11 protein-coding genes are annotated in these 14,064 nt (G+C 61.1%); 6 read left to right on the top strand and 5 right to left on the bottom strand.

Annotated elements, in window-relative coordinates; genetic code table 11:
- Positions 1–4 precede the first annotated feature (4 nt).
- The 6 genes from nuoL (at position 5) to K3724_RS12965 (ending at position 8,412) form a co-directional block, all read left to right on the top strand.
- Entirely contained in the window at positions 5–2,134 is a 2,130-nt protein-coding gene (gene nuoL / locus K3724_RS12990; RefSeq protein WP_259985633.1) for an NADH-quinone oxidoreductase subunit L, read from the top strand.
- Positions 2,134–3,681, top strand: a complete 1,548-nt coding sequence (locus tag K3724_RS12985) for an NADH-quinone oxidoreductase subunit M (protein WP_259985623.1) — start codon at positions 2,134–2,136, stop codon at positions 3,679–3,681. Before nuoL ends, K3724_RS12985 begins: the two co-directional genes overlap by 1 nt.
- 15 nt (positions 3,682–3,696) lie before the next feature.
- Complete coding sequence (nuoN, locus tag K3724_RS12980; protein WP_259985614.1) at positions 3,697–5,136, top strand: NADH-quinone oxidoreductase subunit NuoN; 1,440 nt, start codon at positions 3,697–3,699, stop codon at positions 5,134–5,136.
- A gap of 70 nt (positions 5,137–5,206) precedes the next feature.
- Positions 5,207–5,953: a biotin--[acetyl-CoA-carboxylase] ligase gene (locus K3724_RS12975; protein ID WP_259985607.1), complete on the top strand. Its 747-nt coding sequence runs from the start codon at positions 5,207–5,209 to the stop codon at positions 5,951–5,953.
- A 12-nt stretch (positions 5,954–5,965) separates the two neighbouring features.
- Complete coding sequence (locus K3724_RS12970; RefSeq protein ID WP_259985598.1) at positions 5,966–6,748, top strand: type III pantothenate kinase; 783 nt, start codon at positions 5,966–5,968, stop codon at positions 6,746–6,748.
- Complete coding sequence (locus tag K3724_RS12965; protein WP_259985596.1) at positions 6,745–8,412, top strand: ribonuclease J; 1,668 nt, start codon at positions 6,745–6,747, stop codon at positions 8,410–8,412. Before K3724_RS12970 ends, K3724_RS12965 begins: the two co-directional genes overlap by 4 nt.
- Positions 8,413–8,614: 202 nt before the next feature.
- Here K3724_RS12965 and K3724_RS12960 read toward each other — a convergent pair whose 3' ends face one another.
- The 5 genes from K3724_RS12960 to K3724_RS12940 all read right to left on the bottom strand — a co-directional run bounded on the left by K3724_RS12960 (position 8,615) and on the right by K3724_RS12940 (position 13,941).
- The gene (locus tag K3724_RS12960) at positions 8,615–8,794 is read right to left on the bottom strand and encodes an RSP_7527 family protein (protein ID WP_129371381.1); all 180 of its coding nucleotides are present in this window, start codon (positions 8,792–8,794) and stop codon (positions 8,615–8,617) included.
- 215 nt (positions 8,795–9,009) lie between these two features.
- Positions 9,010–10,419 (bottom strand): DEAD/DEAH box helicase, encoded by a 1,410-nt coding sequence (locus K3724_RS12955; RefSeq protein WP_259985593.1) that lies wholly within the window; start codon positions 10,417–10,419, stop codon positions 9,010–9,012.
- 182 nt (positions 10,420–10,601) lie between these two features.
- Entirely contained in the window at positions 10,602–11,546 is a 945-nt protein-coding gene (locus K3724_RS12950) for a glycosyltransferase family 2 protein (protein WP_259985591.1), read from the bottom strand.
- Complete coding sequence (locus K3724_RS12945; protein ID WP_259985589.1) at positions 11,536–12,291, bottom strand: hypothetical protein; 756 nt, start codon at positions 12,289–12,291, stop codon at positions 11,536–11,538. The genes K3724_RS12950 and K3724_RS12945 overlap by 11 nt, the downstream gene beginning before the upstream one ends.
- Positions 12,292–12,333: 42 nt before the next feature.
- The gene (locus K3724_RS12940; RefSeq protein WP_259985587.1) at positions 12,334–13,941 is read right to left on the bottom strand and encodes a peptide chain release factor 3; all 1,608 of its coding nucleotides are present in this window, start codon (positions 13,939–13,941) and stop codon (positions 12,334–12,336) included.
- Positions 13,942–14,064 lie beyond the last annotated feature (123 nt).

Here is a 14,064-nt window from a genome sequence, read left to right as displayed (position 1 = left end):
ACTTATGGAAACCATCCTTCTCTTTGCCCCGCTGGCGGGCGCCCTTATCTGCGGCTTCGGCTGGAAATTCATCGGCGAGAAAGCCGCCACTGTCACGGCCACATCGCTGCTTTTCCTGGCGGCGCTGCTCAGCTGGGTCACCTTCCTGTCGTTTGACGGGGTGACCGACAACATCGAAATCTTCCGCTGGATCGAAAGCGGCTCGCTGTCGACCTCCTGGGCGATCCGGCTGGACCGGCTGACCGCGATCATGCTGATCGTGATCACCACAGTGTCGTCGCTCGTGCATCTGTACAGCTTCGGCTACATGTCGCATGACCCGCAGTGGAAAGAGGGCGAAAGCTACAAGCCGCGCTTCTTTGCCTATCTGTCGTTCTTCACCTTTGCGATGCTGATGCTGGTGACCTCGGACAATCTGGTGCAGATGTTTTTTGGCTGGGAAGGCGTCGGCGTCGCCTCCTACTTGCTGATCGGCTTTTACTACCGCAAGCCCACCGCCAACGCGGCAGCGATGAAGGCGTTTATCGTCAACCGCGTCGGTGACTTCGGTTTTGCGCTGGGGATCTTCGGGCTGTTCTTCCTGACCGACAGCATCAACCTTGCAGATGTCTTTACCGCCGCTCCGGCGCTGGCGGAAACCCAAGTGTCGTTCCTGTGGAGCGAGTGGAATGCTGCCAACCTGATTGCTTTCCTGCTGTTTGTCGGCGCGATGGGCAAGTCGGCGCAGCTGATCCTGCACACCTGGCTGCCGGACGCGATGGAAGGCCCGACCCCGGTGTCGGCGCTGATCCACGCGGCAACCATGGTGACCGCGGGTGTGTTCCTGGTCTGCCGGATGTCGCCGCTGATGGAATTTGCGCCTGAAGCCACTGCATTCATCACCGTGATGGGCGCAGCCACGGCATTCTTTGCGGCAACCGTCGGGCTGGTGCAGAACGACATCAAGCGCGTGATCGCCTATTCGACCTGTTCGCAGCTGGGCTATATGTTCGTGGCCGCTGGCGTCGGCATGTATTCCGCTGCCATGTTCCACCTGTTCACCCACGCCTTCTTCAAGGCGATGCTGTTCCTGGGCGCCGGTTCGGTGATCCACGCGATGCATCACGAGCAGGACATGCGCCATTATGGCAACCTGCGCAAAAAGATCCCGTGGACCTTCCGCGCAATGATGATCGGCACGCTTGCCATCACCGGTGTTGGTATCCCGCTTAGCGGCTGGATCGGCTTTGCCGGCTTTGTCTCCAAGGATGCGATTATCGAAAGCGCTTATGCGGGTGGATCGATGTTCGGTTTCTGGGCGCTGGTGATCGCGGCCTTCATGACCTCTTTCTATTCCTGGCGCCTGATGTTCATGACTTTCTATGGCGAGGCACGCGGCGACAAACACACCCACGATCACGCGCACGAAAGCCCCTGGACCATGCTGGTGCCGCTGGGCGTGCTGGCGGTGGGGTCGGTTACTGCAGGTATGATCTGGTACAGTAGCTTTTTCGGCCACGCTGATCAGGTTGGCAAATTCTATGGCATTCCGGTTGCGGAAGCCGCAGCCGCGGTACATGGCGAAGACGCCGGCCACGGCGAGGACGCTGCGCATGGTGACTCTGACGGCCACGGCGAAGAGGCTGCGCACGGTGAAGCCGCAGCCGAAGGCGCGCACCACTATGTGTTTGCCGGCAAGCCGGGTGAGGGCGGTATCTACATCGGCAAAGACAACCACATCCTGGAGGACGCCCACGCGGCCCCGAAATGGGTGAAGCTGTCCCCGTTCATGGCGATGGTTGCAGGTCTGGTGCTGGCGCTGTGGTTCTACATCTGGAACCCGTCGCTGCCGGCACGTCTGGCCGCTCAGCAACGCCCGCTCTACCTGTTCCTGTTGAACAAATGGTACTTTGACGAGATATACAACGTGATCTTCGTCAAACCGGCGCTGGCCATTGGCCGCTTCCTGTGGAAACGCGGCGACGGGGGCACCATCGACGGCTTCCTGAACGGTCTGGCAATGGGGGTTGTTCCCTTCTTTACCCGCCTCGCGGGCCGGGCGCAGTCCGGTTACATCTTCACTTATGCCTTCTGGATGGTGCTGGGCATCGCAGCCCTGGTTACCTGGATGTCGATCGGCGGAGGAACGCACTGATGGACAATCTCCTTTCTATTGTCACCTTCATCCCGGCGCTGGCTGCAGGCATTCTGGCCCTGTTCCTGCGCGGCGAGGATAAGGCGGCACAGCGCAATGCCAAGTTTGTTGCGCTCTTTGCCACCACGATCACCTTCCTGGTGAGCCTTGGCATCTATTTTGAGTTCGACCCCGCCAACACAGGCTTTCAGTTTGTGGAAGACCGGGCCTGGATCCTGGGGCTGAAGTACAAGATGGGCGTCGACGGCATCTCGGTGCTGTTTGTGATGCTGACCACCTTCATCATGCCGCTGACCATTCTGGCCAGCTGGTCGGTCACGACCCGTGTGAAGGAATACATGATCGCCTTCCTGCTCTTGGAGACCCTGATGCTGGGCGTCTTCATGGCGCTGGACCTGGTGCTGTTCTACCTGTTCTTCGAGGCGGGCCTTATCCCGATGTTCCTGATCATCGGCATCTGGGGCGGCAAGGAACGGATCTACGCCTCTTTCAAGTTCTTCCTCTACACCTTCTTCGGCTCGGTGCTGATGCTGGTGGCGATGGTGTTCATGTATGTGGACGCCGGCACCACCGATATCGAAACCCTGCTGACCCACAGCTTCTCGGCTGCGTCCTTTGATGTGCTGGGCATTCACGTCGTGGGCGGCGCCCAGACGCTTATGTTCCTGGCGTTTTTTGCCTCCTTTGCGGTGAAGATGCCGATGTGGCCGGTGCATACCTGGCTGCCGGATGCGCACGTGCAGGCGCCGACCGCAGGGTCCGTGGTGCTGGCGGCGATCTTGCTGAAAATGGGCGGCTATGGTTTCCTGCGCTTCAGCCTGCCGATGTTCCCGGTCGGTGCGGATGTGATGACCGATGTGGTCCTGTGGATGTCAGCCATTGCAGTTGTCTACACCTCGCTGGTGGCACTGGTGCAGGAGGACATGAAAAAGCTGATCGCCTATTCGTCAGTCGCGCACATGGGATTTGTGACCATGGGCATCTTTGCCGCTAACCAGCAAGGCATCGACGGCGCCATCTTTCAGATGCTGAGCCACGGCTTCATCTCTGCCGCGCTCTTCCTTTGTGTCGGCGTGATCTATGACCGCATGCATACCCGCGACATCGGCGCCTACGGCGGCTTGGTGATCAGGATGCCGGCATACGCTTTGGTGTTTATGTTCTTCACCATGGGCAACGTCGGCCTGCCGGGCACCTCTGGTTTTGTCGGTGAATTCCTGACCCTGATGGGCGCCTTCCAGAAAAACACCTGGGTGACGGCAGTGGCCGCAACCGGGGTGATCTTCTCGGCCGGATATGCGCTGTGGCTCTACCGCCGGGTGGTCTTTGGCGACATGATCAAGGGCAGCCTGGCCGGCATCCGCGACATGACCGCACGCGAGCGTTTCGTTTTTGCGCCGCTGGTGGTGATGACCCTGCTTCTGGGTGTCTACCCGTCCCTGGTCACCGATGTCATCGCCCCCTCGACCGAGGCGCTGATTGCAAACTTCAACCAGTCTCTGGCGGCTGCCGACACTTCGGCAGCCACCCAGATTGCTTCGCATTAAGGGAGCATCAGGCAGATGATCCAAGCTGATCTTACTGTAATCCTGCCAGAGATCGTTCTGGCGCTTTACGCGATGGGCGCGCTCTTGGGCGCGGTCTACACCGGCAAGGACAAGCTGGCAGTGCCGCTGGTCTGGGCAACCGCGGCGCTGTTGGCGGCGGTAGCTTTCTGGATCGCGGCCAGCCCGGCGACCACCCAGACGGCCTTCAACGGCATGTTCATCAACGACGGCTTTGCCCGCTTTGCCAAAGTGGCGCTGCTCTTGGGCGCGGCGGCAGTGCTGCTGATCGGCCAGGACTATATGGCGCGCCGCGGCATGCTGCGGTTTGAATACCCGATCCTGGTGGCGCTCAGCGCTGTTGGCATGATGATGATGGTCTCAGCCGGCGACCTGATGTCCCTTTACATGGGGCTGGAGCTGCAGTCGCTGTCGCTGTATGTCGTCGCTGCAATGCGCCGCGACAGTGTGAAGTCGACCGAGGCGGGCCTCAAGTACTTCGTGCTGGGTGCGCTGTCCTCGGGGCTGCTGCTGTACGGTGCCTCGCTGGTCTACGGCTTTGCCGGCACCACCCAGTTCGCGGGCATCATCCAGGTGGCAGAGCAGGGCCATATGTCCATCGGCATGCTGTTCGGCCTCGTTTTCATGATCTCGGGGCTTGCCTTCAAGGTCTCGGCGGTGCCTTTCCACATGTGGACCCCGGACGTCTACGAGGGCGCGCCGACTCCGGTCACGGCCTTCTTTGCCACCGCGCCCAAGGTTGCGGCGATGGGCCTGTTTGCCCGCGTCCTGCATGATGCCTTTGGCGGAGCAATCTCCGACTGGCAGCAGATCATCGTGGTGCTGTCGGTGCTATCGATGTTCCTCGGCGCCATTGCCGCCATCGGCCAGCGCGATATCAAACGCCTGATGGCCTTTTCGTCGATTGCCCATATGGGCTATGCGATGATCGGTCTGGCAGCGGGCACCGAACAGGGCGTCACTGCGATGCTGGTTTATCTGGCGATCTACGTCACCATGAACATCGGCACCTTCTCCTTTATCCTGATGCTGGAGAAAGACGGAAAGCCCGTGACCGATATCATGGCGCTGAATCAGTTCGCCGCGCGTGAGCCGGGCAAGGCGCTGGCGGTGCTGATCCTGATGTTCTCGCTGGCCGGGGTGCCGCCAATGCTGGGTTTCTTTGCCAAACTGGGCGTCTGGCAGGCGGGTGTTGATGCTGGGCTGATCGGGCTGGTCATTGCCTCTGCCGTGGCTTCGGTGATCGGTGCGTTCTACTACATCCGCATCGTCTTCTACATGTACTTCGGCACGGGCGATGACGATGTCGAAGCGAAGGGATCGCCGGTTCTGGGCGTGGCGCTGATGGCCTCTGCTGCGCTGATGCTGGTGGGCGTGGTCTACCAGTTCGGCATTGACGGCGCGGCGGCAGCTGCCGCGGCAACCCTTGTAAATTGATCTGCTTTTCAGGCAGGCTGAAAAGGCCCGGTCGCGTGACCGGGCCTTTCGCACTTTCTAAGGAATGCAGATGAGCTGGCCAGCTGAATATGGAAAACGGGTGCTTGCCGAGGTCGACAGCACCCTGAACGAGGCCGCCCGCATCGCCGGTGAGCTGGCAGGCCCCGAATGGATCCTGGCGCTGCGCCAGACCCAGGGGCGCGGCCGCCGCGGGCGCGACTGGAAGGACCCCAAGGGCAATTTCGCCGCCACGCTGGTGATGCGGCCCCAAGGCGCGCCGGATCAGGCAGCGCTGCGCAGCTTTGTCGCGGCGCTGGCGGTCTATGACGCCTGTGTCGCCGTGACAGGCCGCACTGAAGGCCTGTCGCTGAAGTGGCCCAACGATGTGCTGCTAAAAGGCGGCAAGCTGGCGGGGATCCTGCTGGAAAGTGCTGGCAACGGGCAGGGGGTCACCCACCTGTTTGTCGGCATCGGTGTCAATCTGGTTGAAACCCCGATGAAGGAATGGCTGGAACCCGGCGCGGTCTGGCCAGTGTCGCTGTTGTCGGAAACCGGCGTTCAGGTCTCGCCGGAGGAGTTTCTGGAAGCAGTGGCCGGCGCCTTTGCACGCTATGAGCAACAATTCAGCACCTATGGTTTTGAACCGATTCGCACCGCATGGCTGGCGCGCGCCGCCAAGCTGGGCGAGGTGATCACCGCCCGCACCGCTAGTTCCGAGACCGAAGGCACTTTTGAAACAGTGGACGCCAACGGCAACCTTGTCCTAAACACTGCCAAGGGCCGCGTCAGCATTCCCGCGGCCGACATCTATTTCTAGGAAAGGGCAGCAATGCTTCTGGCAGTTGACTGCGGCAATACCAATACCGTCTTCTCAATCTACGACGGCGAGAAGTTCGTTGGCATGTGGCGCACCGCCACCGACTGGCAGCGCACTGCCGACCAATACTATGTCTGGCTCAACACACTGATGCGGCTGCAGGGGATCGAGGCGGATATCACCGACATGATCATTTCCTCGACCGTGCCGCGGGTGGTGTTCAACCTGCGGGTTTTGGCGGACCGCTATTTCAGCACGCGCCCCCTGGTGGTGGGCAAGCCTGGTTGCCTGCTGCCCGTCGCGGTGCGGGTGGACGAAGGCACCGCCGTCGGCCCCGACCGGCTGGTCAACACGGTATCCGGCTTTGACCTTTATGGCGGCAATCTGATTGTGGTGGATTTTGGCACCGCCACAACATTTGATGTGGTGGCCGAGGATGGCGCCTATGTCGGCGGGGTGATTGCGCCCGGCGTGAACCTGAGCCTTGAGGCCCTGCACCAGGCTGCCGCCGCCTTGCCGCATGTGGACATCACCAAACCTGAAAATGTCATCGGAACCAACACCGTCGCCTGTATGCAGTCCGGCGTGTTCTGGGGCTATGTCGGCCTCGTCCGCGAGATCTGCACCCGGATCAAGACCGAGCGCGGCGTGGCGATGAAAGTAATCTCGACAGGCGGGCTGGCGCCTTTGTTCCAGCAATCCGCTGATCTGTTCGACGCATTTGAGGATGACCTCACCATGCATGGGCTGCAGATCATTCATAAATACAACAAGGATAATGGTACTGACGCATGAGCAGTGAAAGATTGATCTATCTGCCCCTCGGCGGGGCGGGTGAAATTGGCATGAATGCCTATGTCTACGGCTACGGGCCAAAGAACAAAGAACGCCTGATCCTGGTCGACCTGGGCGTGACCTTCCCCGATATGGACACCACCCCCGGCGTCGACCTGATCATGCCGGACATGACCTGGCTGAAAGAGCGGGTAGACCGGCTGGAAGGGATTTTCGTCACCCACGGGCACGAGGACCACATCGGCGCCATCGCGCATATGTATTCCAGCCTGAATGTGCCGGTCTACGCCCGTGCCTTCACCGCCAACCTGGCGCGCCGCAAGATGGAGGAAGCGGGTCACGATCCGGCCAACGTGCACACGGTTGAAGCCTGGCCCGAAGTGACCAAGCTTGGTCCCTTCACCATCGGTGTTGCCCCGATGAGCCACTCAATCCCCGAAAGCGGCGGGTTGGTGATCGACAGCCCGGCAGGCCGGGTGGTGCATACCGGCGACTTCAAGCTGGATTCCAATCCGCTGGTCGGGGAACCCTTCGATCCGGAGATGTGGGCAGAGATCGCCAAGGACGGCATCCAGGCGCTGGTCTGCGATTCCACCAATGTGTTCTCGACCCATCCGGGCCGTTCGGAATCAGAGCTGCCGGATGAGATCACCCGGTTGATTTCCGAAGCCAAGGGCATGGTTGCCGCCACCACATTCGCCTCCAACGTGGCCCGGGTGAAAACCCTGGCCGAGGCCGGGGTGCGGGCCGGGCGGTCGATTGTGCTGCTGGGCCGGGCGATGCGCCGGATGATCGAGGCTGCGACGGAAACCGGTGTTCTGACGGACTTCCCCAAGGTGATCAGCCCTGAAGACGCAAGTAATGTGCCGCGCGACAATCTGATGCTGATCACCACCGGCAGCCAGGGCGAGCGCCGCGCGGCCTCTGCACAGCTGGCGCGCGGCAAATACCGCGGGCTGGAGCTGAAGGAGGGCGACACTTTCCTGTTCTCCTCCAAGACCATCCCGGGCAATGAAAAGGGCGTGATCCGCATTATCAACCAGTTCTCTGAAATGGGTGTGGATGTGGTTGATGACAGTTCCGGCCTTTACCATGTGTCCGGCCATGCCAACGGTCCGGATCTGGAAACCATGCATACCTTGCTGAAACCCAGAATGCTGGTGCCGATGCACGGCGAGCACCGCCATCTGCGCCAGCACGCTCGTCTGGGCGAGGCAAAGGGCATTGCCAGCGCGGTTGTGGTCAACGGTATGATGATGGACCTCAGCGGCGACGCGCCCAAGAGTGCCGGCTATGTCGATACCGGCCGCACCTATCTGGACGGATCTGTCAAATACGGTGCGATGGACGGTGTTGTCCGCGACCGTATCCGCATGGCGCTGAACGGCCATGTGGTGGTGACTGTGCTGCTGGACGAGCAGGACGAGCCGCTGGGCGAGCCCTGGTGCGACGTCAAGGGCTTGTCTGAGACCGGCAGTTCCAACGCCGCCCTGGTCGAGATTATGGAAGCGGATCTGAACCAGTTCCTGATGCGCGCCGGTGCCAAGACGCTGCGCGATGAGGACAAGCTGGAACAGGAGCTGCGCCGCATTGCCCGCCAAAGCGCCCATAGCGAGATCGGCAAAAAACCCGAGGTGACGGTGGTCGTCAGCCGCATGCGCTGAACCTGCGAGGGCAGGGCGGTTCTCCCGCCCGGCCCAAGCCGCATTGAAAATGCAGCAGGCCCCGTTGGGCCAGGCGCCGCGTACCCTGGCGGGTCCGCGGCGCTGCCGCAGAACAACAGTGTAAGAAACAACAACGCCGCGGCCTTTTTAGGCACGCGGCGTTGTCAATTCGGGTGCTGGACCGGCAGAGCCGCGAGACGTCTCAGCCGTGCAGCGGACGGGCGCAGCTGGGGCAGGAAACTACCTTGCGCGGGGCGCTGAACATAGCGCGGAACAGGCGGCGCATCACATTGGCAAAAGCCTCGGCGCGCAGCTCATGGGCGCGGGCTTCAATGGCCTGGAATTGTGCAATGGTCAGGGTGTTGGTGTCGGTGGTGTTCATGGCGAGGCCCAATTTCAATGGCGCGTTACAGTGTTGCGGATGCAATACGCCTGTTTGCACAGGTTGACGCCACCCAAGATCGAAGACCCGTTATGCTGCAAGTGCAAAGGTCGCCATGCGGCAGCTGCATGGTGGGTCGCCCTTCTGCAGCCGCAATGAAAAAAAGGCCGCCCCGGGGAGGAGCGGCCTGCAAAAAAAATGCCTGGCAGTGACGGTCAGCCGGCCCGGCGTTCCGCAAAGCTGAGAGCGATGAAGCTGGGCAGATGGTCGCCCATGCCGACCACGGATTTGTCGTCGCGTTTACCGTATTTACCGCGGCCCGAAGAGCGTTCGGGCTTTTGCGCAGGCGTTTCGTCCTTGCGGGGGCTGCGGGACGCCTCTTTGCGGGGCTCGCGGGCTTCCGCTTCCGGCTTGGCCGCGCGGGTGTCCGCTTCCGGCTTGGCAGCGCGCGCGGGTTTTTCCGCCTTGGGTTCCGGCTTCACCGGGTTGTCCAGACGCGGGATCTCTTTCTGAAGCAGCTTTTCCACCGCATCCAACGCCTTGTCATCGCGCGGAATACAGATGGTGATGGCCTTGCCCTCGCGGCCGGCGCGCCCTGTGCGGCCGATCCGGTGGACGTAATCCTCGGCATGGCCGGGCACATCGAAATTGAACACATGGCTGACGCTGGGCACATCAAGGCCGCGCGCGGCCACATCCGAAGCCACCAGGATGCGCAAGGCCCCTTCGCGGAAGCCGTCCAAAGTTTTGGTCCGCTGGCTTTGATCCAGATCGCCATGGATCGGCGCTGCGTCATAACCGTATTTCTTGAGCGATTTGGCTACGATATCCACATCCGTTTTGCGGTTGCAGAAGATGATGCCATTGGTGAGCTTGTCACCCTCGCCATCAATCAGCGCGCGCAGTACCCGGCGTTTTTCCGTTGCTTCGCGGTCGCGGCGGGACGCTTTGAACTGCACGACGGCCTGTTCGATGGTTTCCGACGCAGTGGCCTGGCGGGCCACTTCGATCCGGGCGGGGCCTGACAGGAATGTGTTGGTGATCCGCTCGATCTCTGGCGCCATGGTGGCCGAAAAGAACAGCGTCTGGCGGGTGAACGGCGTCAGCGAGAAGATCCGCTCGATATCCGGGATAAAGCCCATGTCGAGCATCCGGTCGGCCTCGTCCACCACCATGATCTGCACACCGGTGAGCAGCAGCTTGCCGCGCTCAAAATGGTCCAGCAGGCGGCCGGGGGTAGCGATCAGGACATCGACGCCTTTGTCGATCAGCGCGTCCTGTTCCTTGAATGAAACCCCGCCGATCAGCAGCGCCTTGGTGAGCTTTACATGCTTGGCATAGGTGTCGAAGTTTTCCGCCACCTGGGCCGCTAGCTCGCGGGTGGGGCACAGCACCAGGCTGCGCGGCATCCGGGCGCGGGCGCGGCCGCGCGCCAGAAGGGTGATCATCGGCAGCGTGAAAGACGCAGTCTTACCGGTGCCGGTCTGGGCGATTCCCAGAACGTCGCGTCCCTCCAGTGCGGATGGAATCGCCCCGGCCTGGATTGGAGTGGGGGTTTCATATCCAGCTTCCTCAACAGCTTTGAGGACCTTGGGATTAAGGTTCAGATCGGAGAATTTTGTCATATGCATCCGTCATTGCGGACACTGACCTGGCCCGCGCGTGTGTGTTGCAGCCGGCTCCGCAAAGGTCATGCGGGATGGCAGCTGCCGGCTCGTGTCGCGGCATAGCAAAATCCCGCGCGATCGTCAATTATTGCCGGATTTTGCTGTGCCTTTGTCCCGCCCATTTGCAACAGAGAGACAATTCAGCCGAATTCGGGAAAGTGTTTCCGCCGTTTTGTGTCCAAATCCAGATTTCGGATCTTTAGCAGCCCCTCAGCCTGCAGGCGGTTCCGCAGGTCAGGGCTGTCGGCGCAAACTTCGTCAAAAAAGATGCGCAGGCCGGCCTCTCCGTGATCCGTTTCAATCGTGCTGAGCAGCTCGTGCGCGGTGATTCCCCCGGTCTCCCGTGACCGGGAAGGGGCAAGCCCGGCCCGGTAAGAGCCTTTTTGCAGCCGGTACCGGTAGTGGCTGATCCAGCTTTGCCAGTCCGCGGCATGAAAATGGCACAGATCCAAGCCGTCCAGTTCGGCCTGGCCGGGATTCATGCCGCCGTCCAGCAAAATATTGTGAATCCGAATCTCCAGGCCGTCGATGCCGGTGCGGGTAAACAGTTTGCCTTGGACATGGCTTAGAAAACCGCCCTTAAGATGTTTGCCGAACTGCGGGTACAGCCGCGCAGCGCGGGTGTCCTGGTCAGCGACCGGGAGATATCCTTTGAATGCCGTGCCGCCGCCGCCCGCCAGGGCCTCAACCGGGCGCACCCGGGCACAGCGGGTGTCAGACGGCAGCGCCGCCAGCCGGGCGGCAACAGACCCTGCAGACCACAGGAATTCGTCCACGTCGCAGTGCAACAGCCAGTCCACATCCCCGGCCTGACGCTGGTAGGCGCGGCTGGCGTTTGCCGATTGCCGTACCTGGTGCTTGACCGGCCGTCGGCCCATCCGCCGCCAGTAGGTCTCGTTGCATTCGGTGACCCGGATCTTGGGGTGTGCTTTCAGATGCGGAAAAGCGTCCGGGCAGGGGGCGTCCAGATACAGAAACAGTCTGTGCGCCCCGGCCTCAAGGTGATGGGCCGCAAAGGTCAGGATATCGCCTGCGTCTGCCTTGATGGTGCTGACGACACCCCATTTGATCTGCTCACCGCTCATCAGAGGCGGGCCTGTCCTTATAGCGTTGGATCCGGGCGAAGATGCTGCGCGGATCATTCATGACCATCTGCAGCATGCGTGTTCCCAAAGGCCGGAGAACCGCGTCATTCTCGGCATAGCGCCACAGCCGGGCCAGCATGTTCTTGTCCAAATCCCCGCTTGGCAGTGAATAGGGCTCCAAGCCAAAGCCCAGATCGTCCGGCTTTGAACCGCCGCGGGTCCGGGGAAAGCCAACGCTGTTTTTCTGCCCGCTCTGACGGCGCTCACTGTCGTGAAGCTTGATCAGGTCGAACAGCAGCATCAGCCCCTGTCCGCCCAAGCGTTGGTCTATGGTTTCCCCATGATCGGCAAATGTAGCCGCTGCCGATATCATCCAGCGCACTGGCAGTTCGCGGGCCAGCGCGTCGCCCTGTTCCGACCAGATCCGCAGAAACAACTGCCGCGCCTGCGGCGGAGCGGCGCGCCTGCGCAGAATGGCAATGCAAACTGCATGAAGCGCCCAAATTTCAGGCTGGCCAGCAAACTCAGCGCGTAAAATCGCCTGCTTGCGCAACGCATGCCTGCGGTTTTCCGGCATGCTGTCCATGTCAGGTGCGCAGGAGACCAACGCTGCCTTAAGTGCATTCAGATCAACGTCCGGGGGCGGCAGCACCGACAGCGGATCGTCGAAAGGCGCCTCGCGCGTCTCCAGCCGCCGCATCAGCGCAAAAAAACCGCCAGGGTAGTTCTGTTGATCCAGGTCCATGACGGGTTTCAATGCGCTGTTTTTCTAAATACTGCGTTTCTGTCAGACCATCATTTCCTTGGTCGCGGTCAGTTTCAAGTCCGGATAGTCGCGCACCACCCGGTCAATGTCCCATTGCAGCCGCGTAAGGTAGACGACATCGCCGTCGTGATCATGGGCGATATGCTGCTTGTTGGCGTTGGTGAACTTGTCCACTGCTGCCCGCTCCCCGTTGACCCAGCGGGCCGAGGTGAACTGGCTGGCCTCAAACCGCACCGGCAGGCCGTATTCCATCTCAATCCGTGAGGCGAGAACCTCGAACTGCAACTGGCCGACAACGCCAACGATGAAGCCGGAGCCGATCGAGGGCTTGAATACTTTGGCAGCCCCTTCTTCGGCAAACTGCATCAGTGCCTTTTCCAGATGCTTGGCCTTCATCGGATCGCCCGCCCGCACACCTTGCAGCAGTTCCGGTGCAAACGATGGGATGCCGGTCACCCTGATCGCCTCGCCCTCGGTCAGCGTATCGCCGATACGCAGCTGGCCGTGGTTCGGAATGCCGATGATATCGCCGGCCCAGGCTTCTTCCGCCAATTCGCGGTCTGAGGCCAGGAACAGCACCGGGTTGGAAATCGCCATCGGTTTTTTGGTGCGCACATGGGTCAGTTTCATTCCGCGTTTGAAATGACCCGACGCCATGCGGACAAAGGCCACCCGGTCGCGGTGCTTGGGGTCCATATTGGCCTGCACCTTGAAAACGAAACCCGCGACCTTTTTCTCTTCCGGCGCCACCTGGCGGGGCTGGGCGGATTGCGGCTGCGGTTCGGGGCCATAGGCGCCGATACCGTCCATCAGCTCCTTCACCCCGAAGGAGTTGATCGCCGAGCCGAACCAGATCGGGGTCATATGCCCCTCCAGCACCGATTGAGGGTCCAGCGCGGGCAACAGCTCGCGGGCCATCTCGACCTCTTCCAACAGCTGTTCCAGCAGGTGTTCCGGCACATGTTCAGCCAGCCTTGGGTCGTCCAAGCCGTTAATCTCAATGCTTTCTGCAACCTTGTTGCGGTCGGCGCGGTCCATCAGCTCCAGCCGGTCGCGCAGCATGTCATAACAGCCGATAAATTCGCGGCCCACGCCAATCGGCCAGCTGGCAGGTGTCACGTCAATCGCCAGGTTCTGCTGGATCTCATCAATGATCTCAAAGGTGTCCCGGCTTTCGCGGTCCATCTTGTTACAGAAAGTCAGGATCGGAAGGTCGCGCAGACGGCAGACTTCAAACAGCTTTTGGGTCTGGCTTTCCACGCCTTTGGCGCCGTCGATCACCATCACTGCCGCATCCACCGCAGTCAGCGTGCGGTAGGTGTCCTCGGAAAAGTCCGAGTGGCCGGGCGTATCCACCAGGTTAAAGCGGAAGCCGCTGAAATCAAATGACATTGCCGAGGCGGAGACCGAGATTCCGCGGTCCTTTTCCATCTGCATGAAGTCCGAGCGCGTGCGCCGCGCCTCACCCTTGGCGCGCACCTGCCCGGCCATCTGAATCGCACCGCCGTACAGCAGGAACTTTTCAGTCAGCGTGGTCTTGCCGGCGTCCGGGTGCGAAATGATCGCAAAGGTCCGGCGGCGGGCAATTTCGGGCGGCAGTTCGGGGTGGTTCGAAGCGGTGTCCAACATGGGGGTGGCTGTATCCAGAATCCGCAAGCGTGGCAAGGAAAACAGGGGCCGCCGCCGGGCAAGCTGCCGACTGTCACGGGGCAACGAACAGATCCAAATTCCGGATTGCCTATGTTTCGCTAA

Origin of the sequence: Leisingera sp. M658, assembly GCF_025144145.1 — a bacterium.
In the GTDB taxonomy this organism is placed as follows: Bacteria; Pseudomonadota; Alphaproteobacteria; order Rhodobacterales; family Rhodobacteraceae; genus Leisingera.
This window is presented reverse-complemented; position numbering and strand designations above follow the sequence as displayed.